The 21,172-nt window shown below is 34.9% G+C and carries 25 protein-coding genes; all 25 read right to left on the bottom strand.

Annotated elements, in window-relative coordinates:
• Window positions 1-4: 4 nt before the first annotated feature.
• Window positions 5-1,054 (bottom strand): protein-glutamate methylesterase/protein-glutamine glutaminase, encoded by a 1,050-nt coding sequence (locus BUC25_RS10840; protein ID WP_073201897.1) that lies wholly within the window; start codon window positions 1,052-1,054, stop codon window positions 5-7.
• 6 nt (window positions 1,055-1,060) lie between these two features.
• A complete protein-coding gene (locus tag BUC25_RS10835; RefSeq protein ID WP_073201896.1) occupies window positions 1,061-1,915 on the bottom strand; it encodes a MinD/ParA family protein in 855 nt (284 codons plus the stop codon).
• Window positions 1,916-1,918: 3 nt separating this feature from the next.
• Complete coding sequence (gene flhF / locus BUC25_RS10830; protein WP_073201895.1) at window positions 1,919-3,028, bottom strand: flagellar biosynthesis GTPase FlhF; 1,110 nt, start codon at window positions 3,026-3,028, stop codon at window positions 1,919-1,921.
• Window positions 3,025-5,058 (bottom strand): flagellar biosynthesis protein FlhA, encoded by a 2,034-nt coding sequence (flhA, locus tag BUC25_RS10825; protein ID WP_073201894.1) that lies wholly within the window; start codon window positions 5,056-5,058, stop codon window positions 3,025-3,027. The genes flhF and flhA overlap by 4 nt, the downstream gene beginning before the upstream one ends.
• Window positions 5,059-5,146: 88 nt before the next feature.
• On the bottom strand, window positions 5,147-6,226 hold the full coding sequence (gene flhB / locus BUC25_RS10820; RefSeq protein WP_073201893.1) for a flagellar biosynthesis protein FlhB: 1,080 nt from the start codon (window positions 6,224-6,226) through the stop codon (window positions 5,147-5,149).
• A gap of 2 nt (window positions 6,227-6,228) precedes the next feature.
• Complete coding sequence (gene fliR / locus BUC25_RS10815; RefSeq protein ID WP_073201892.1) at window positions 6,229-6,999, bottom strand: flagellar biosynthetic protein FliR; 771 nt, start codon at window positions 6,997-6,999, stop codon at window positions 6,229-6,231.
• A 3-nt stretch (window positions 7,000-7,002) separates the two neighbouring features.
• Window positions 7,003-7,272: a flagellar biosynthesis protein FliQ gene (gene fliQ / locus BUC25_RS10810; RefSeq protein WP_073201891.1), complete on the bottom strand. Its 270-nt coding sequence runs from the start codon at window positions 7,270-7,272 to the stop codon at window positions 7,003-7,005.
• Between the two features lie 25 nt (window positions 7,273-7,297).
• A complete protein-coding gene (fliP, locus tag BUC25_RS10805; protein ID WP_073202173.1) occupies window positions 7,298-7,972 on the bottom strand; it encodes a flagellar type III secretion system pore protein FliP in 675 nt (224 codons plus the stop codon).
• Window positions 7,965-8,606 (bottom strand): flagellar biosynthetic protein FliO, encoded by a 642-nt coding sequence (locus BUC25_RS10800; RefSeq protein ID WP_073201890.1) that lies wholly within the window; start codon window positions 8,604-8,606, stop codon window positions 7,965-7,967. The genes fliP and BUC25_RS10800 overlap by 8 nt, the downstream gene beginning before the upstream one ends.
• 4 nt (window positions 8,607-8,610) lie before the next feature.
• A complete protein-coding gene (locus tag BUC25_RS10795; RefSeq protein WP_073201889.1) occupies window positions 8,611-8,973 on the bottom strand; it encodes a response regulator in 363 nt (120 codons plus the stop codon).
• Between the two features lie 23 nt (window positions 8,974-8,996).
• A complete protein-coding gene (gene fliY / locus BUC25_RS10790) occupies window positions 8,997-10,196 on the bottom strand; it encodes a flagellar motor switch phosphatase FliY (RefSeq protein WP_084543444.1) in 1,200 nt (399 codons plus the stop codon).
• On the bottom strand, window positions 10,186-11,187 hold the full coding sequence (gene fliM, locus BUC25_RS10785; protein ID WP_073201887.1) for a flagellar motor switch protein FliM: 1,002 nt from the start codon (window positions 11,185-11,187) through the stop codon (window positions 10,186-10,188). Before fliM ends, fliY begins: the two co-directional genes overlap by 11 nt.
• A gap of 27 nt (window positions 11,188-11,214) precedes the next feature.
• Window positions 11,215-11,631: a flagellar basal body-associated FliL family protein gene (locus BUC25_RS10780; protein WP_073201886.1), complete on the bottom strand. Its 417-nt coding sequence runs from the start codon at window positions 11,629-11,631 to the stop codon at window positions 11,215-11,217.
• A complete protein-coding gene (locus tag BUC25_RS10775; RefSeq protein WP_073201885.1) occupies window positions 11,621-11,845 on the bottom strand; it encodes a flagellar FlbD family protein in 225 nt (74 codons plus the stop codon). The genes BUC25_RS10780 and BUC25_RS10775 overlap by 11 nt, the downstream gene beginning before the upstream one ends.
• Window positions 11,846-11,888: 43 nt before the next feature.
• Window positions 11,889-12,812 (bottom strand): flagellar basal body rod protein FlgG, encoded by a 924-nt coding sequence (flgG, locus tag BUC25_RS10770; RefSeq protein WP_073201884.1) that lies wholly within the window; start codon window positions 12,810-12,812, stop codon window positions 11,889-11,891.
• A gap of 78 nt (window positions 12,813-12,890) precedes the next feature.
• Window positions 12,891-13,253 (bottom strand): TIGR02530 family flagellar biosynthesis protein, encoded by a 363-nt coding sequence (locus BUC25_RS10765; protein WP_073201883.1) that lies wholly within the window; start codon window positions 13,251-13,253, stop codon window positions 12,891-12,893.
• 11 nt (window positions 13,254-13,264) lie between these two features.
• Entirely contained in the window at window positions 13,265-13,720 is a 456-nt protein-coding gene (gene flgD, locus BUC25_RS10760) for a flagellar hook assembly protein FlgD (RefSeq protein ID WP_073201882.1), read from the bottom strand.
• 9 nt (window positions 13,721-13,729) lie between these two features.
• A complete protein-coding gene (locus BUC25_RS10755; RefSeq protein ID WP_073201881.1) occupies window positions 13,730-15,079 on the bottom strand; it encodes a flagellar hook-length control protein FliK in 1,350 nt (449 codons plus the stop codon).
• A gap of 35 nt (window positions 15,080-15,114) precedes the next feature.
• The gene (locus tag BUC25_RS10750) at window positions 15,115-15,747 is read right to left on the bottom strand and encodes a MotE family protein (protein WP_139251812.1); all 633 of its coding nucleotides are present in this window, start codon (window positions 15,745-15,747) and stop codon (window positions 15,115-15,117) included.
• Window positions 15,704-16,150, bottom strand: a complete 447-nt coding sequence (fliJ, locus tag BUC25_RS10745; protein ID WP_073201879.1) for a flagellar export protein FliJ — start codon at window positions 16,148-16,150, stop codon at window positions 15,704-15,706. Before fliJ ends, BUC25_RS10750 begins: the two co-directional genes overlap by 44 nt.
• The gene (fliI, locus tag BUC25_RS10740; protein ID WP_073201878.1) at window positions 16,147-17,466 is read right to left on the bottom strand and encodes a flagellar protein export ATPase FliI; all 1,320 of its coding nucleotides are present in this window, start codon (window positions 17,464-17,466) and stop codon (window positions 16,147-16,149) included. Before fliI ends, fliJ begins: the two co-directional genes overlap by 4 nt.
• Entirely contained in the window at window positions 17,441-18,202 is a 762-nt protein-coding gene (gene fliH, locus BUC25_RS10735) for a flagellar assembly protein FliH (RefSeq protein WP_170862682.1), read from the bottom strand. The genes fliI and fliH overlap by 26 nt, the downstream gene beginning before the upstream one ends.
• The gene (gene fliG / locus BUC25_RS10730; RefSeq protein ID WP_073201876.1) at window positions 18,195-19,205 is read right to left on the bottom strand and encodes a flagellar motor switch protein FliG; all 1,011 of its coding nucleotides are present in this window, start codon (window positions 19,203-19,205) and stop codon (window positions 18,195-18,197) included. The genes fliH and fliG overlap by 8 nt, the downstream gene beginning before the upstream one ends.
• Before the next feature lie 15 nt (window positions 19,206-19,220).
• On the bottom strand, window positions 19,221-20,816 hold the full coding sequence (gene fliF, locus BUC25_RS10725) for a flagellar basal-body MS-ring/collar protein FliF (protein WP_073201875.1): 1,596 nt from the start codon (window positions 20,814-20,816) through the stop codon (window positions 19,221-19,223).
• Between the two features lie 43 nt (window positions 20,817-20,859).
• A complete protein-coding gene (gene fliE / locus BUC25_RS10720) occupies window positions 20,860-21,162 on the bottom strand; it encodes a flagellar hook-basal body complex protein FliE (RefSeq protein WP_073201874.1) in 303 nt (100 codons plus the stop codon).
• Window positions 21,163-21,172 lie beyond the last annotated feature (10 nt).

Below are 21,172 nucleotides of genomic sequence, written 5' to 3'. Positions count from 1 at the left end.
TACTTCACCTCTTCTTAGGAATTTTTTGTACTAGTATTTCACTTATATTTTCTAAATCCTTCACGTAATCTACTAAACCGGTTTTTTCAGCTGACTGCGGCATCCCGTACACTACACACGTATCTTTTGATTGTGTAATTGTAATTGTCCTTGGATGCTTTTTTTTCAGTTGTATAATACCTTTGGCTCCATCACTTCCCATTCCTGTTAACACAACGGCAATTGGATGACAATCAGATAATTCTGATATGGATTCAAATAATACATCAACTGCAGGTTGATGACCATTCACTGGTAGATCTTGTTTAACTTCTGCAACAAATTGGTGATTGACTTCTTTCACTTTAAATTGTTTTCCTCCTGGTGCTAAATAGACATTACTTTGCTCAATCAGATCTCCATCTTCTACTTCCTTAACCGAAACATTTGAGAGTTTGTCTAAACGTTCTGCTAATGATTTAGTGAAACCTTTTGGCATGTGTTGAACAATCACAACAGGTGCTTTCAGGTTTGTAGGAAGTTGAGTAATAATTTGTTGCAAGGCACGAGGACCTCCAGTTGATGATCCAATAGCAACAATTGGGCGATTACTTATAATTGGCTTATAGGTGTTTTTATCTACTTTTTGTGTTTGCTTTGTAACCAAATGATAATTGGCTTGGGTTGCATGTTCGACTTTCTTTACTATTTTTGCTTCAATATCCTTAATATTTAAGGAAATAGATCCAGAAGGCTTTGCTATAAAATCAACTGCACCGTAGGACATTGCTTCTATTGTTTTATCGGCACCCGATTTTGTTAAACTCGATAACATTACAACTGGTGTAGGTATCTCTCGCATAACGGCTCGCAATGTTGAAATGCCGTCCATTAGAGGCATTTCAACATCCAAGGTAACCACATCCGGCTTCAGTTTCTTTACTTTAGCCAAAGCATCTTGTCCATTTCGAGCAGTATCAATAACAGCTAAAGACGATGAAGTATTAATAATATCCGATATCATTTTTCGCATGAAAGCTGAATCATCAACAACTAAAACGTTTTTTTTGTTCATAGATTTCTACCTTTCTGTTATTAATCTTTTAAGTTTACTTAGAAATCCTGAATTATCTTTTATCTTTGGTATCTCCCCTAAAAACTGTTTTGTTACTTGCTCAATTGCTTTAGAAGCTTTTGCTTTAGGGTTATGTAAAATAAACGGCTGTTGATCAATTACTGCTTCTACAACAGACTCGTCATCTGGAATAGTCCCAAGTGGTGTTATATCATGATGCAAAAAACGTTTGATTGCACTTGACATACGATTCATGATATCGATTCCCTGTTTTTCGCTTTTTGAACGATTAATAATAAGATGAAATTGAATCGACTGTTGGGATAAAATGTGCTTCACCATGGAATAAGCATCTGTCATCGATGTTGGTTCTGGCGTTGTGACAAGAATACATTCATCAACAGCCAATATATAATGGATAGTTTCTCTTGTAACACCCGCCCCCATATCAAAGATAATATAATCGTACTCACGAAATAATAGTTCTAACTGCTCAAGAAAATAGTCTAGTCTTTCATCGTCCAAATAAAAAATATGATCCTGACCACTACCACCCGCAATATAAAATAGTGAATTTGGTCCTGATTCTATAATATCATAAATCGACAAATTATTCTCGAACATATTTATGATAGAATACTTAGAAGATTTACCTAATAAAATATCAATATTTCCCATACCAATATCTAAATCAAAAAGAAGTACTTTTTTCCCCTGATTTGCAAGAGATAGTGAAAAGTTAAGGGCAATGTTAGATTTTCCAACGCCTCCTTTACCACTAACAATTGCAATCGTTTTAGCATGAAACTGACTGTTTAGCCCTGTTATTTTTTGTCTTAACTTTGATGCTTGATCGGACATTGTTTAATCACCAACTATTAGTTTTGCCATTTTTTCGATAGAGAGTTCTTCAATATCATCTGGTACATCTTGACCATTAGTAATATATGCTACTCCAATGTTGTGTTTCAAACATAGATTTAACACGGATCCATATGTCTTCGTTTCATCTTTTTTTGTAAGTATTAATTGCTTTAAAGGAATGTTATGAAATTGCTTGTAGATATCTTCTAAATCACTTCCTCTAGTCGTTAATGATAATACAAGAAAAGTGTCTACTTCATGGTTCAAATCTACAATTTTTCCTAGCTCTTTAATATATTTCTCATCTCTAAAGTTCCTGCCCGCAGTGTCTACAAACACAAAATCATAATCATGAAATTTATCTTTGGCTTTTTGATAATCGTCTAAATTATAAGCGATCTCAATCGGAATATCTAAAATCTTAGAGTATGTCTTTAATTGTTCGATCGCTGCAATTCGATAGGTATCTGTTGTGATAAAAGCTACTTTTTTCTGTTGTTTTAAAACACAATGTGCCGCCAGTTTAGCGATGGTTGTTGTTTTACCAACACCAGTTGGTCCTACTAAATGAATATACTTCTTATCAAAAGTAGTCATTCCAAATGTACCTTTATTTGAAAGACGATGTTTAATTTCAAAAGATATCTGTTTCCATATTTCGCTTTCTTCTATCTCATTCTGATTTAATCTCGCTTGTATGGTCTCGATTAAATCATAGGCGATTTCTTGATCCACTTCTTGTTTTAACAATTTTTCGTATATAAGTTGAAAAGTGGGGAGAAATTCTGACGTTTGGTTATTATTTTGCTGCATCCACTTTTTCATATCCCGTAATTCTTTCAACACATCATCTTGATTAGATGTAGCCTTATTTGGCTGTACTTTTGATTGTTTCACATCTGGCATTATGGATAGATCTGTTTTCTTCTTCGGTAGACTTGTTTGATCGATAGCAGCCAAAACTTCTATTTTCCTTTTTTTGAATAAACCTAAGAAGCCACCTTCGTGTATCACTTTCGAATTTAATATTACTGCATCTGATCCTAATTCTTTTCGAACAACTTGCATGACTTCGGGCATTGTTGCTCCTTTAAATTTTTTCACCTTCATGCTACATTCACCATCCCGATGCTTTGAATTTCTGCTGTTGGTTCAATTTCGTTATAGGATAATACAATAACTTGCGGATAAAACCGATCTAGCAATTGTTTGAAGTACATTCTAATTGTCGGCGAACATAAAATAACAGGGGTTTCCTCTTGCAAGCTAATGTTCTCTACATTTTCTGAGACAGATTGAATCACCTTTTGTTGGGTATCCGGATCCATTGCTAAGTAGCTGCCATGTTCTGTCTGTTGAATGTGTTCTGCGATCAACTTTTCAACTTCTCCTGAAACAGTTATTACTTTTAACTGTTGTCTGCCTTGCACAATATCATTAGTTATTTGTGCAGATAAAGACTGTCTGACATACTCTGTTAATAAATCAGTATCAGATGTCATTTTTGCAAAATCTGCTAATGTTTCAAAAATAACTGGTAAATTCTTGATGGAAACATGTTCTCGTAATAATTTTGCTAACACTTTCTGTACATCACCGACTGCTAATGGTTCTGGTGTGACCTCTTCTACTAAGATCGGATTACTTTCTTTCAAATGATCGATAAGTTGTTGTGTTTCCTGACGACCAATTAATTGATGAGCAAATCGCTTAATTAATTCTGTTATATGTGTTGATACCACTGATGGAGGATCTACCACAGTATAACCAGACATCTCTGCATCATCTTTAGCATCCTCAGTAATCCACTTTGCAGGTAAACCGAATGCTGGTTCTACAGTATCGATTCCTTCTAGTTCATCTTCTTCAATTCCAGGACTCATTGCAAGGTAATGATCTAAAAGCAATTCCCCACGTGCCACTTCATTACCTTTGATTTTTAACCGATATTCATTTGGATTGAGTTGAATATTGTCCCTGATTCGTACAACTGGTATAACTAAGCCTAATTCTATTGCAAGTTGTCGTCTAATCATTACAACTCGGTCTAATAAATCTCCCCCTTGATTAGAATCTGCTAGTGGAATAAGACCATAACCGAACTCAAACTCAATCGGATCCATATTAATAAGACCTACCACATTTTCTGGTGATTTCATTTCTTCTGATTCGGATTCATCTACTTCATCAGGTGTTGGCGGTTCTTCCACTTGAGATTTTCTAGTTAACATATAAGCACTACCGATTAATACAAGAGCAATCATAGTTGTTAACATAAAATTAATTGGTGTAAGTCCTAGGAAAAAGATCGTACCACCAGCTATGTACAACAAGGTAGGATAGCGCAACAACTGTTTAGTTACATCTGCACTTAAATTTCCTTCAGATGCCACTCTCGTTACAACAATCCCTGTTGCTGTTGAAATAAGCAAGGCAGGTATTTGACTTACTAAACCATCACCAACAGTAAGACGCATATAGATATCAATAGCTTCATTAAAACTTAAACCTAATTGAGCCATACCGATAATAAGCCCGAATATAATATTGATCAGTACAATAATAATACCTGCAATAGCATCACCTTTAACAAATTTACTGGCACCATCCATTGCACCATAAAAATCCGCTTCATGTTCTATTTTTTCCCGGCGATCCTTTGCTTGCTGTTCGTTAATCATACCTGCATTTAAATCTGCATCGATACTCATTTGTTTACCAGGCATTGCATCTAATGTAAAACGTGCAGCAACCTCTGATACACGTTCACTCCCCTTCGTAATTACAAGGAATTGGATGATTACTAAAATAACAAACACTACAAAACCTACTAATGGATTATCACCAATTACAAATGTACCAAATGTTTCAACTACTCCACCCGCGTCTGCTTCCGAAAGAATCGAACGTGTAGTCGATACGTTTAAACCTAATCGGAATAATGTTAATAATAATAATAAGGACGGAAAAACGGAAAATTGCAAAGCTTCTGTTGTATTCATTGACACCAAAATAACAATTAACGCTAGAGATATATTGATTAAAATTAATACACTTAATAACCACCCAGGTAAGGGAATAACTAACATAATAATGATCGATATGACACCAAATAAAACGGAAAAATCTCTAGCTTTCATTTTCTTACAACTCCTTTAAAGTAACACTTCCTCTGAATGCACCGGCGATTCGTGGTATTACTTTTCCTTCAAATCATACATTGCAGTATTAAATCTTTTTTTGGATTCGGTAAACATATGCCAGTATTTCGGCAACTGCTTTGAAAAAATCCTCTGGAATTATGTCATTAATCTCTACTTGGTCATATAATGCTCTTGCTAAAGGTCGATTTTCTACCATGACAATGTCGTGATTTTTTGCTATATCTTTAATTCTCATTGCGACGAAATCAACACCTTTTGCAACAACATATGGCGCATCTGCTTTGTTTTCATCATATTTAATAGCAATCGCATAGTGCGTAGGATTGGTAATTACCACATCTGCATTTGGAATTTCACTCATCATCCTTTGCATCGCCATTTGCCTTTGCTTTTCTTTAATTTTTGATTTAATTAAAGGGTCACCCTCGATGTTTTTATGTTCATCTTTCACATCATTTTTCGACATTTTATTCTGCTTTTCATAGTCGTATCTTTGATATGTATAATCAATTACAGAAATAATAAGTAAGCCAATGGCAGCTGCTATTCCCATCTGAATTGTCATTTGTCCAAAGAAAGCTAGTGCACTGTTCACCTCTTTATCTGCTAACATCATCATTTCGTCACGATTCATCCAAATAATCGAAAAAGTAATAGCTCCTACCAAAGTAATTTTCAGTAAAGATTTAACTAATTCTACAAGTGCTCTTGCCGAGAAAATTCTTTTAGCACCTTGAATTGGATCTATTTTATTTAGCTTCATTTTTAACGGGTCGGCTGTAAATAGAAAACCAATCTGCAAAAAATTCGAAGCAAGTCCAGCAACGATCGCGATTAACATAATCGGTGCAAGCGCAATACTGATTTGTGTCAGAACATCCCATAACATGCTAAATACTTCTTTTTCTGTTACTTCATGATGAATATATTCGGTGAAAGATTTACTATACATGCTTGTCATTGTATCCTTTAATGAACCACCTGTTACCAATAAAATAATAAAAACAAAAAATAACAGAATAGCAGTATTAACATCCTGACTTTTAGCTACTTGACCTTTTTTTCTAGCGTCCTGTCTTTTTTTCGGAGTTGCCTTTTCAGTTTTTTCACCAGCGAAAAATTGCAGATCCAACTGTAATCTCATTGTTAAGCACCTCCGAACATTTGCATTAGATTTTGCATCGTCTCTAGTGTGAATTGAAATAATTTCTCAACAATCATCATATAGAAAGTCACAAACATAAACAAAACAAGAAAAGACACTAAAATTTTTAATGGAAGACCGACTACAAAGACATTAAGTTGTGGAACTGTTCTAGCAATAATACCTAAGGCAACATCGACTAAAAACAAACAACCGACAACTGGTAAAGCCAACTGAAATGCCATGAGAAACATCTTACTGAAAGTTTGTAGAATCAACTCAATATTATTAAACTCTATCAATTGATCCAGTGGTATTTCCTCAAAACTATACATGATACCGTTAATAAATAAATGATGCCCATCAACAGTTAACAAAAAGAGAATCGCAATCGTGTAAAAATATTGTCCAATTAATGGACTTTGTGCCCCTGTCTGTGGATCCACCACATTAGCGATGGCAAAACCCATTTGGAAATCGATAAAACCACCAGCGATTTGAATCGCGCTCAAAATAAGATAAGCAATTAATCCAAGAAACAAACCTATAACGGCTTCTTTCATTATATATAATAAATACATACCATCAAAAGCTAATTCCGGAACCTCAAGTGTGTAAAACATAATCCATGCTATAAATACACCAAACCCAATTTTTAAATGAGTAGGTATATTTCGGTAAGAAAAAATCGGCACAGTTGCAAAAAATGATAATACTCTTATTAAAATTAATATAAATGCTGGAAAACGATTAATATCTATTAATTCAAACATATGTTATCCTACAAACTGATTTAAATTTTGAAATAAATTAGCAGCAAACTCAACCATCGTTGACAACATCCACGGTCCAAATACTAAGACCCCTAATAAGACAGCAACAATTTTCGGAATAAAAGCAAGGGTCTGTTCTTGTATTTGAGTAGTAGCTTGGAATATACTAACTAATAAACCAACTACTAGAGCAAGTAATAAGAGTGGCCCTGTTACTAATAGAATTGTAAATATTCCTTGTTCAGCCAATGAAATGACAAATTCTCCACTCACTCTATCTATCCCCTCTCAATACCTGTCAAAGCGGTAGAAACCCATCTAACAACGAATGTGTTATCAAATACCAGCCATCCACAAGCACAAATAATAATATTTTAAATGGCAATGAGATCATTACTGGTGGTAACATCATCATCCCCATGGACATTAAAACACTTGCAACAGCCATATCAATAACGAGAAATGGAACAAATATCATGAAGCCCATTTGAAAAGCTGTTTTTAATTCACTGATCGCGAAAGCAGGCACTAATGCCGTTAGTGGGATGTCCTGAATGGTTTCAGGACGTTCTATTTCTGCATAATTCATAAACAAAGCTAAATCTTTTTCTCTTGTATGTTTGGACATAAACTCTTTTATTGGAACACTTGCGTTTTCATATGCTTCTTCTAATGTTACTTCTTCTTCAAATAATGGTTGTAATGCTTCTTCATTCACTTGTTGAAAAGTTGGGGCCATTATAAAGAAAGTCATAAAAAGAGCTAGGCCTATTAATACTTGATTCGGTGGCATCTGTTGTGTCGCTAATGAAGTTCTAACGAATGATAAGACGATCAAAATCCTAGTAAAACTAGTCATTAATATTAATATACTAGGAGCCAAGGAAAGTACCGTCAATAATAATAGTAATCGGACAGAAGTCGATACACTTTCTGCATCGGATCCTGAAAAGACATCAATTAGACTAATCATCATAATCTTGTTTTCTCTCTCTCAGCTTTTTATATACGTTTTTTCGGCCTTCTTTCATAGTATGTAGCTCCTTACTAAACAACTTTTCGAAATTATTTTTATTTTGATCTTGAGAGTAGGAAGTGGACTTTGTTATCTTCTCTTTTATCTTACTGATTGAGTCATTTGTGTTTTCTTCCTGAGAAAGAAGCTGTTCAATCGTATTATTATCAGTAATTTCCATAAGTAATTCAATATTATCTGCTACACCAATAACATAGAATCGATCACCAATTTTAATGGTTTGAATGGATTTATTGGAACCTACTGTAATTCCACCATAATTCTCAATCACTTTATGTCTCTTAAGAAAACCATTTTTTTTCTGAAGAAACTTTGATATAAAGATAATGAGACCTATAACTAAAGCTAAAGCAATCAACAGTTGTAAAAAACTAAAAAATAGATTTGGTGAATCAACCACAGGTTCTTCACCACTATTTTCATCAGTCTCACCTTGTTGTTCACCTTGATTCTCAGCTGGTTTTTTATACATATCTTCTACTGTTGCATAAGTCACAGCAGATGGAAGTTGAAAAAACAAAAATGTTACTGTAACTAGAAAAAAAATTAATTTACGGGTAATGCTGACCACCTCATTAACCTATTACTTTAGAGATTGCTTCAATTACTCGATCTGCTTGGAACGGTTTAACAATAAAGTCTTTTGCACCTGCCTGAATAGCATCGATAACCATCGCTTGTTGCCCCATCGCTGAACACATAATAACTTTAGCGTCTCCATTAATACTTTGAATCTCTTTTAGTGCTGCAATTCCATCCATTTCTGGCATAGTGATATCCATTGTTACTAAGTCTGGTTGTAACTCTTTATATTTTTCAATAGCATCTTGGCCATCCTGTGCTTCTCCAACAACATCATATCCATTTTTAGATAGAATATCCTTAATCATCATTCTCATAAAAGCTGCATCGTCTACAATTAATACTGTTTTAGCCATTTCATTACATCCTTCCAAATTATCTATTTTAATTGTTTCAACCTGTCTTCTTTACTTACAATATCTGTGACTCTAACACCAAAGTTTTCATCGATCACAACAACTTCACCTTTAGCTATTAATTTCTGATTAACTAATATATCTACCGGTTCACCAGCTAATTTATCTAATTCAACAATAGATCCAGAAGACAATTCTAAAATTTCTTTCACAGTTCGCTTTGTTCTTCCAAGTTCAACTGTTACCTGAAGAGGAATATCCATTAATAAATCTAAATTTCGCTTTTCGCTTTTTTGTAAAGGAACGTCTTCAAAATTTGAAAATGATGCTGCTTGTACTTCAGGATTTACTCCTGCCATATTTCCACCAATTTGTTTTGGCTGATGTGGCTGTGAGCTTGATTGTGTTTGTTGCATTGGTTGTTCTTGTTGCTGAGAATTCTGAACGTTATGCTTCTCTATTTCCTGATTACTGTTGTTTTGGTCATCCTCATTCATTTCAACAGTTGGTTCATTTTCTGTTTCGGGTTTATCCGACACACTTAAAAGCTGATCAACTAAATCTTTCGCAAACGTAACAGGTAATAACTGCATTATTTTAGAATCGATCAACGTACCTATCTTTAATTGAAACGAAACTTTGATGAATACATCATCATCAGGTTTAAGTGATTTTGTTTCTTCTGCCGTCACATCCATTACAGATGTAGTAGGTGGTGAGATATCAACCCTTTTATTAAATACGGTCGACATACTGGTTGCAGCAGTCCCCATCATTTGATTCATCGCTTCCTGTACCGCACTTAAATGAATGTCATTCAATTCATTTGTATCTGGTTCCCCATTACCACCTAACATTAAATCAGCTATTATTGCTGCATCTTTTGATTCTAATATAAATAAATTTGCTCCGGTAAAACCTTCTGTATATTTAACTTCTACTCCTACATACGGGACTGGAAATTCTTCTTCTAACTCCCCTTTATGAATTACACTTGTGGTTGGAGTAGTAATTTCTACTTTTTGATTCAAAATGGTAGATAGTGTCGTCGCTGAACTGCCAAAAGAGATATTACCGATTTCCCCTAATGCATCCTCTTCTATTGATGATAAATACTCACCTGTGGAAGGAGTTTCATTTGAAGTAACCTCTTCATCGGTATCATCTGATCCATTTAGTAGTGCATCAATTTCATCTTGGGATAACATTCCATCATTCATCATCTTGGTCCCCTCCCTTAATTTCATCTAATACTTGAACAGCCATTTTGTGTTTGTTCTTACCCGGCTGCACATAAAACTTCGGTTCTCTATCAACCATTAAATCTAATGGTTGATTTATACTTTTATTAAGTACAATCGTGTCACTATTTCCTAGAAACATCAATTCTTCTAACGTTATTGTCGTTTCACCTAAAATTACAGATACATCAAGGCTCGTTTGTTTGATATTTCTTGATAAAGATTGATATTCTTCAGGCTTACGTTCTTTAGAATTTTCATTTTGCATCCAATAATGTACGGAGAGTTTAGGGATTATAGGTTCCAATACGACATGTGGAATACAAATGTTGATCATACCACTACTATCTCCGATTGTTGTATCTAATGAGACTACCACTACGGTTTCATTCGGTGACACTAATTGTAAAAACTGTGGATTTACCTCAAAATCTTCTAACATTGGATCGATATCTACGACTGAACCCCAAGCTTCCTGTAAATTATCTAGTGCTCTTTCAAATAATTGTGACATTAAAGTAGTTTCTATTTCTGTCAAACTATCAATTTTATTTACACTACTTCCTTTACCACCAAGTATTCGATCTAACATTGCATAAGCGATATTAGGATTAAATTCAAATATGATTCTGCCATCTAAAGGTTCAACACTATAAACATTTAAAATCGTTTTGGTTGGGATCGATCTGATAAATTCCTCGTATGGTATTTGATCAACAGATGCAACTGAGATATGTACATACGTTCTTAATTGCGCTGAAAAATAAGTCGATAACATTCTTGCGAAATTATCATGAATTCTCGATATACTTCTAATTTGGTCTTTTGAAAAACGTAGCGCTCGTTTAAAATCATATACCTTTACTTTTCTTTCCTTTTCTTCTTCTTTTAGCTGATTAGCATCCATTTCCCCTGAAGATAATGCTGATAACAGGGCGTCAATTTCATTTTGTGATAGCACTTCATCTGCCATTTTCCCACCTCCATTCCGGAGTTTAAGTTACTGAATAACTTTACTTGTTATTAATACATCTACGATTTTTCCTTCAGTCATTTTTTCATTTATTGCATTTTGCATATTATCTTCTATTTCTGTTAAATTTTCTTGTAAGTCAGTAGCTGTTAAATCAACAGATTGTTTGATAAATACATTCTTTACTTGAAATTCTCTTTTTTCAATCTCATTTAGTGCATCTTTGCTGTTGGTGATAAACTGGAATTGAATAAGTACAAAATTTCCATCATTTAAATCTGTTCTGATTTCTTCAGTTGTGTATGAGTATTTGACCATTTCATCTAATGTCATTGTTTCATTATCATTTGAAGTGTTATTTAATAAAAAGTAAAGCGTGATCGCTCCAGCTATTGTTATTACTAATAGTACTGCTACTAAAATTTTAACTAATTTAGGATTCATTTTTCTGTTCACCTACTTCTTTTTGAAGTTGATAAAGACCTATCATTTTATAAAAATCTATCATCATTTCTTTAACTTCATTTTCTGATTCTTTGACAAATAGTTTCTTCTGATTTACAAGTGTGATAGTTGTATCTGGAAACGATTCAATACGCTCTATGTATATTGCGTTAACAGTAATCTGATCATTATTTATTTTAGTTAAAGTTATCATGGTTTGTGAGAGTTAAGGGATCCCTTAACTCTCATCCTCCCTTTTATCGTTTTAAGTTAACGAGTTCTTGTAAAATTTCATCTGATGTCGTAATTATTCTAGTATTTGCCTGAAACCCACGCTGAGCGGTAATCATTTCAGTGAATTCTTCAGATAAATCAACATTAGACATCTCTAATGCACCAGCAACTATCGAAGCTGTACCATCTGATTCTGGTTGAAAAAATAAAGTTCCATTACCAGCACCATCTAATTCACCAGTTTCAATCTGCCCATCATTTGGACTAGTTTGAAACATGTTAGAACCTACTTTTTCAAGACCTCCAGTATTAGAAAACTTAGACACCGCAATTTGACCTGCGACATATGTTTCACCATCTTGAATATAATTAACAATACCATTACCTTCAATACTGAAACTTGATGCAGAGTCTGGTATCTGAATTTGTCCAACAGCACTATGATCAATATCGTCTAATGAGGTTGCCGGTGTCGGTGGAGTAGTAGTATTATCCATCGGGGCATCAAAACCCATTAAGTATTGACCGTTAGCATTTACAACATAACCATTATCATCTAAATACATGTTACCTGCTCTTGAGTATTGAAGTTCAACATCGTCATTATAAGCATCACCTGGTGCCATATTTCTACCAAAGACAAACATTCCATCTCCTTCTAACTGAAGATCTAATGGTCTTTCTGTAGTTTGGCGATTCCCTTGTGTATGAATATTATCTATTGAACCTAATTGTGCACCTGTACCAACCTGTGCTGGATTAATACCACCTCGAATATCTGTTGGTGCGCTTGCTCCTTGAATTGGTTGACTCATCATATCCTGAAAAGTTGCTCTTCCTTTTTTAAAACCAGCTGTATTAACGTTTGCAATATTATTACCGACTACATCTAACTTAGTTTGAAAACTTTTCATCCCTGAAATGCCTGCATACATTGATCTTAACATTGTATTCCGCTCCTCTATTTTCGAATATTTGTCGCTTCTGTCAGTCCACGACTTCAGGCTTCTCTTTTCGAGTCCAGCCTAATCTATTAATATCGTTCCATTGATATTGGTGAAAATTTTACTTTTCATTTCTGATTTTTCCATTGCGGTTATTACCGTTTTGTTTTTAGCATTTACAATAAATGCTGCTTCGTCGGTAATTACTAACGAATCCCGGACACCTTTCTTGCTCGCTTCTTCTAGCTTGCTCTCCATCTCATACCATTTGTCTATGGTGATTTCAATATTACGTGAAGCCATTCGTTGCTCGGCATGCTTACTGATCTGTATAGGTTGTTGTTGTCCTAATATTTCTTTAAAAGATGTTTCAACATTCTTTTTCTTATTATTTTGTTGATTTGGAAGGATAGTTGGATGTAATGCATGAATTCGATGATCCATTGTCTCCCCCCTTATTCTGCTTGACTTTCTTCTTTGATTCTTAAGACTTCATCTGTATAAATTTTCACATCATTTTCTAATTCTATTACAGCATATCCTTCCTGCTGCGAAATTGCTTTCACCTGTCCAGTTACAATTTCCTTCGGTTCTGCAATTTCACCGGACTCTTCATCAATCCGATAATGTTCGACTTCCTTGCCAATTAGATGACTGTATTGAATCACAGGAGACACAGTCTGATTCTGCACTAATGAATCGATTGATTTGGACATGGACATCATTTGCTCTAAGGAAGAAAATGTCGCCATTTGAGAAATGAATTCTTTATCTTCCATCGGATTTAACGGGTCTTGGTTTTGCAATTGTGTCATCAAAATTTTTAAAAATTGATCTTTCCCTAAACTGCTACTTGCTTCTCTTGACTTAGTCTGATTAGCGAGATAATAGGTTGGATCTATTGTAGTCATATTTATCACCTACACTTTCGCGTCCATTAATAAATCATGGAAATTTATTTTGTCTTGTTCCTCTGATTCAGATTGCTCTCCATCATTTTGGTCGTTTTCACTTTGACCTTTGTCATCCAATGAATCCTGATTTTCATCGGTTAATTTTTCTTGACCTGTTTGTGTTAATGTATCTTGACGTTCAATCAACACTTGTTGTGGAGAGAACATATGCCGAAGTTGATTTAAGTTCCCTTCAAGTAATTCTTTAGCACCTTGTGATGCAACCATCATTTTTACAACCATTTCCCCATTCACTTGTGTCAGTTTCACCATAACATCACCTAAATGTTCTGGTTGCAATCTCAACATTAATTGATTCGTACCATTTGGCATTTTCATAAAATTACTTTTTTGAATGGCCTGTTGAAATTGATCAATTAATTGTTTCTGTGCCACTTGTTGTTCGGTATTTGTTTGTTGCGTGTGAATCACATATTGCTGTACCTTTGAATTGACTTGTTGGTTCATCAAAGTTTGCAACTCGCTTCTTGTTTGAGATAGTGCCTGTTCTTGATTCATGCTACTACCTTGATTTTCCATTGCACCGCTAATCCATTTGGCAATATCTTGTTGTGTTACTTTTTGACTCTGACCATAGTTTTTTTCCATCGCCATACGATTTTGGAAATTTTCTAAAAGTTTGTTCCAGATTTCATTAGTTTTCGTTGGTGTCATTGCTGCTAATAAAGCTTGTGCATTACCTTTCGCATTGCTATCAAGTTGTGACCATTGCCTCAACATTTCATTTAATTGTTTGAAGTCGTGCTGCGAAAGTTTATTTTGCTCTAATTTAGTAAGAAGTACTTCCACTTTTTTTACCATTGCATCAATTTTCGTTGCATTGCTTTCACCATTCACGTTGTTCGATGGAGCCAATAAAATTTGGTTGATAAAGCTATTATTCACTTGCTGTTCATGTGCTGAAATTACTTCCATAATTTGTCCGAGGATACTAAGCTCGTGTTCTTTGTTGCTATTATTGGAATTGTATCCTTTCAATAGTGTCAATTGTTCTTCTGTGAACATGGATGATATTTCTTCTGAGTCTGCATTCTCAAGAGTTGAGATAAGTTTTTCTAGATCTAAATCCAAATTATTTAATACATCTTTTATTTGTTTTAATGTTTCAAGATCAAAACCTTCGGGTAATTTAGATAATAGAGTTTCTAATTCATTTTTGTTTAACTCAGCTGTTTGACTATTGCTTATACTCAATAACTGTTTTTGAAAGGATGTATTACCATTCAGCTCAGACCTGATGGGTCCTTTCATTTCAGGAGTTACAGGATTAATTAATAAATTGGCTGCGACATGCATATTTTTCACCCCCCTTCAAAAGATAAATAAAATAACTATTCATTTACTAATAAATCACTATAATCAGCTGCAATTTCAGGTTCCATTTCACCTAAAATTTCACCACGTATTTCTGCATCTAGTTCTCTTAGCAGTGGTAGAGCGATTGTATTTTCCATATTCTCAATGATAGGTGCAGCAACTTTAGGTTTCATAGCTGAAAATGACTCAGATAATTCTTGATAACCACTACCAACATCCGTACTTTCCGTAGCTTGTTGTTCAAGCTCAGCTAATTGTGTAGTTAGATTTTCTATTTCCTCTTCTAGCTCTGAGATCGTACTATCTTTTCCTTGTGCTTCATATTGTACGACTTCTAGTTCTTCTTCCAGGTTAGAAATCTCTTGATCTTTCTTTGCTAAATTATTTTCAAATAATTCTTCTGAGTCCGTTGTTACTTGCTCTTCTATAAAAGGAACCTTATTCAATGTTTCTTTGGTGTATTTGCTAATATCAATACCCATTGTTACTAAAATAATGACTGTAATTAAAGCAGCGAATAGAAGTGAAACAAATATAACGATCAGCCATTGAAAAATTCCTGCCTTTTTTTCTTTGTTCTTTGATGGATTGGGAGCCATTTCTTCACCTATCCTTACTTTCTGAATACTTACGAATGGATAATTCATCCATAAACATCAAGTCTTTTCTTTTTTCGAATTGATTATATTCACTTTGTTTTTTATCAATTATTTTTTCGATCTTTTTCACTTCGATATATTGTTCAGTAACTCGGTCTTGCAATTCATTCATTTTATTTCTAGCCTTTTCCACTTTTTGCTGTGTGTTCAATATACTTGGTGTTAAGAAGTCAAGATATTGATGATAGGATTGTAATGTTTCCACCTGAGATCGATCAGCTAAAGATTGTTTGTAACTTTCCTCTATTTTTTCTTTCTTTTTCAATAAGTCATATAAGTTCGTAGCATGTTGTTCAAACTGACCTGCAGCTTCTTGATACATTAATTGAATTTCCTTTTTTTGGTTATCTTTCAACAGTCTTATTTTTTCATATCCACCTAGTTGTTTCATGAGGAGTTACTCCTTTTTACTAATTGCTCTAATTGTGAGAATCCAGTCTGATCATCCACATTTTCATCCATCCCCTGTTTCAAGGCGTTCATAATGTGTGGTTGGAGTAATATTGCTTCGTCTACAACTTTATTAGATCCTCTTTTATAAGCACCGATTTGAATCAATTCTTCATTATCATTATAAGTTGCTAATACCGTTCTTATATTTTGAACAGTATTCAACCTGTTCTTAGATACAATTTCTGGCATAACTCTGCTTACAGATTGCAGAACATTAATTGCCGGGAACTGACCTTTCTCGGCTAGCTTTCGATCCAATATGAAGTGACCATCCAGGATTCCTCTTGTTGTATCTGCTATTGGCTCATTGAAATCATCACCATCGACCAACACCGTGTAAAATGCTGTAATTGAACCATTCTTACTCGTTCCTGTTCTTTCCAGTAACGAAGGTAATAAGGCAAAAACAGAAGGAGTGTACCCTTTAGTTGTTGGCGGCTCACCGATAGCAAGTCCAATCTCTCGCTGTGCCATGGCGACTCGAGTTACCGAATCCATCATCAAATTAACGTTATATCCAAGATCACGAAAATATTCACTAATTGCTGTTGCTGTATACGCTCCTTTTATCCTCATAAGTGCGGATTGGTCTGAAGTTGCCACAACAACAATTGATTTTTTCAAACCTTCAGGACCTAAATCACGTTCGATAAATTCTTTTACTTCTCGACCACGCTCACCTATTAAGGCAATGACATTAATGTCTGCACTACTATTTCGTGCTATCATACCTAGCAATGTACTTTTTCCGACACCACTACCGGCAAAAATTCCAATTCTTTGACCTCTTCCAACGGTTAACATGGTATCTATTGCTTTTACGCCAATTTGAATTGGTTCATTTATTCTCGGTCGCTCTAATGGATTAGGTGGTGCCTGTTCTGTTGGATATTCTTTTAATCCTTTAGGTAAATTCGAACCATCCAACATTTTGCCTGCAGAATCAATTACTTTTCCAATTAATGATCGCCCAATCTTAATTTTTAGAGAGTGTTTAGTCGCCTCTACTAAACAACCAGATGCAATATTTTGCAATGAGGAATATGGCATTAATAACACTTTCTCTTCGTAAAATCCGATTACTTCTGCCATTATTGTCTCGTTAGCCATCTTAGTATGGATATAACAAACTTCTCCAATTCTTGCCTCAGGACCTCTTGCCTCGATTAATAATCCGACTACTCGATCTACTTTTCCATATCTTTTGTATGAATCCACCCGTTCAATTTCATTTAGTATCATTTGTGTTTTCACGTGTGATCTCCTCCACTACATGAAAAAGTCTAGTTCTAATTTCTTCTAACTGAGTATCAAGTGAAGCGTCAATTCTACCAAAAGGGGTTTCAATTAAAACTTGTTCTTCCTTTAGGTCGGCAGAAGGGTAAATCATGAATTCCATCTGATTATGAAGAATAGAGCTAAGCTCCTCCTTATTTTCTAGCAAGAGAGTATAATATTTACTTGAAACCAACAACTTTATATGTGGATGATCTTTCACTTGGTTTATTAACGAATGAACTATCCCTAAGAATTTTGCAGGGTCTTCTTCCAGCACTTGATGAAGCACTTTTTCTGATGTTGCCATTGCGATTTCAAGTACAGTCTCGTCACTCTCGGCAACAATGTTGTAATACTCTTGTTTTGCATTGTCTAAAACATCTACAGCTTCAGTTATGATTGTGTTATATTGAGTTAAACTATCTTTTTGACCTTGTTCGAATCCTTGTTGATACCCTTCTTGCTGTGCTTGTTCGATATATTGTAGCTTTTCCTGTTCCCAATTCTCTTTCGCTGCTTGTATCTCTTTGTTTGTTGCTTCTTGCATTTTTCGCTTCTCTTCTATAACTTTTTCAAGTTCTGCGTTAGCTGACTCTATCTGTTTATACATTTTTTGCAGCTGATTTTCTGCTTCTTGTTCTGAGTAGTTCTGTTTTGGAATATCAATCTTACGCAAATGAATTTGCCTATTTGGCAGGGGATTGTTAGACAATAATATCATCTCCTCCACCTCTGGCGATGACAATTTCTCCCACTTCTTCTAAACGTCGAATTGTAGAAACAATTCTGGATTGTGCTTCCTCTACATCACGCAAACGAACAGGCCCCATAAATTCCATCTCTTCTTTAAAGGTTTCCGCCATTCGAGTAGACATGTTATTAAAGACGATTTCTTTCACCTCATCACTTCCAACTTTAAGTGAAAGCCTTAAATCATCATTTTCCACTTCTCGAATCACACGTTGAATCGCACGGTTATCGAGAGTAACAATATCTTCAAATACAAACATGCGCTTCTTAATCTCTTCAGCAAGTTCTGGATCATCTATCTCCAATGTGTCTAATATCGTTCTTTCTGTGCTTCGATCAACACCATTTAAAACTTCCACAACTGCTTGAATACCACCAGTTTGTGTATAATCTTGAGAAACAGTAGTAGATAGCTTTCTCTCAAGAATTTGCTCCACTTCTGCAATAATCTCTGGTGAAGTCGAATCCATTACTGCTATTCTTTTGGCGATATCTGCTTGCATTTCTTGCGGTAATTCTGACAGAATTTGTGCGGACTGTTCAGAATCCAAGTAAGATAAAACGAGTGCAATGGTTTGCGGATGTTCGTTTTGAATAAAATTAATGATTTGGCCTGGTTCTGCTTTTCTTGCAAAGTCAAATGGTTTCACTTGCAATGAAGATGTTAACCGGTTAAGCAATTCTCCGGCTTTATCTTCGCCCAATGCTTTTTCCAGAACTGTTTTTGCATAACTAATCCCACCTTGCGAGATATAGTCCTGTGCCATCGCTATTTCATGAAATTGCTCTAAAATTTCATCTTTTTGTGAACCTTCTACTTTTTTTACTGATGAAATTTCCAAGGTTAATTTTTCGATCTCTTCTGGTGTTAAATGTTTATAAACTTGTGCTGAAACATCTGGGCCTAAAGAGATTAATAGAATAGCAGCTTTTTGCTTTCCATTTAGTTGTTGTCTTTTTGCCATGCTAATTAACCTCCTTTAATCCTCTGATATCCAACTTCTTAATAATTTGGCAAACTCTTCTGGCTTATCTTCTGCATATTTCTCAAGTTGTTTACGTCTTACAGATGAGTCTGAATCATCCGTGTGTGTAATTGGTGGAATTTCTCTTTCTTCGACCGCAGTTGTCTCCACTTCTTCAACGACTTCTTCTCTTTCCCGTTTCCTTCTTAGCATGATCATTAATATAATAATAGCAACTAACAAGATTCCTAATGCAACATACACCCATCCAGGAATAGCCGGAGATACGGTTGTGTTAGGTGTTATATTAGTACCTTCAAATGGTTGCAGGACAATCGATACTTTCTCTTCAGGTGAAACTTCACCGTATGACTTATCAATTGTTGTTGTGATAATCGAATCTAAAATAGATGCTACACTCTCTTCGACTTGTGCTTGTTCTTGTGGCGATAACTCCTCCACTTCACCATTATCCAATTCTCTCGTATTGTCGATCGCTACCTGAATTCCTAAATCTCTAATTTTATATGGGCTTTCTACGATATCTCGTTGTATTCGATTAAACTCATTGTTAACCGATTCTTTTACCAATTCATAATCGCCAACATTTCCATCAAGTCCAGCAGGATAATTCGCGATTTCACCTTCTTCAACACCAGCTGCTCCATCTTCTGGTTGAGCACCTGTAAATGATTCAGTAATTGTTTCAATACTTACTGGTAATGTATCATTCTCTTCATCCACTGGCTCCACTAACTGTTCTGTGCGTTGTTCCTGCGTATAGTCGATATCAGCTGTCGCAGAAATTGCTACTTTATTCATACCTATCATAGAACCTAGCATGCGCTGAACACGTCGTTCGATATCTTGCTCGATATCACTCTTGATGTGTTGTTGAGAAGTATATGTATCCCCACTAGCAAAAGAATTTTCGTTATTTAAGTCAAAATACTCAAAATGTTGATTCATAATGACGATATTATCAGTAGGTAAATTTGGTATTGACTTTGATACCAAGTGATAAAGTGTACTAATTTGAGTTGGCTCAAATTGATATCCAGGTTGAGTTTCAATCACAATCGATGCAGTTGCTTCCTGTTGCTGATCACTGATAAACACAGGATCCTCAGGCATGTTTATCATAACCTCAGCAGCTTCTATCCCATTAATCTGTGTAATTAATGTAGATAATTCCGTCTGCATTGCATCCAGTTTCATGACATCAAATTCATTATCTGTCACACCCCAGGAACTATTTTCAGCAAAGAAAGAATAATCAATACTACCACTATCAGGTATACCCTGAGCAGCTAAGTCCACTAAAAGTGAATCGGCACTCGCTTCAGGAACTTGTACAGCTGTTCCACTACCTGTGATATCGTAAGCTACTCCTCTTGCATCTAACTCTTCTTTGATTTGACCAACTTCCGGTAAGGATAAATCATTGTACAATGTTACCATTGAACCTTTAGAAGTAGTCAATACCGTTATAAGAATAATTAGAGCAACCATTAAAGTTATTCCGCCAAAAAGTAACCTTTTTTGCAATTTGGACATCGATGCGTAAAATGTAGTTGCTTTTTCCTTGTATAGTTTGAATTTCTCGTTCATTTTGTGCCCCCAAAATCATTACTTGCTTACAACTATTTAACTGTTAGACTTGCATTCTCATTACTTCGTTGTAGGCATCGACTACTTTTTTCTGAACTTGTACACCCGTTTGTAACATAATACTTGACTTTTGTGCAGTAACCATGACATCGTGTAAGTCATCTATCTCTCCTCTTGCAAGAGCTTCTGTTTTTTGATCAGAAGCTTTTTGAGCATGATTGATACTATTGATAGCTTCTTTTAGATTGTTTGCAAATGCTTGTTGTGATTCACCAACTGTTTGTTGATCATTAGTATGTATTTGATTAGGACTAGCTTGAATATTTTGTAAAGAATAAATGTTCATTAGTCTTCTC

It is taken from the genome of Gracilibacillus kekensis (assembly GCF_900143085.1).
In the GTDB taxonomy this organism is placed as follows: Bacteria; Bacillota; Bacilli; order Bacillales; family Amphibacillaceae; genus Gracilibacillus; species Gracilibacillus kekensis.
Note: the sequence above shows the minus strand (reverse complement) of the source record. Positions and strands in the feature narration are given on the sequence as shown.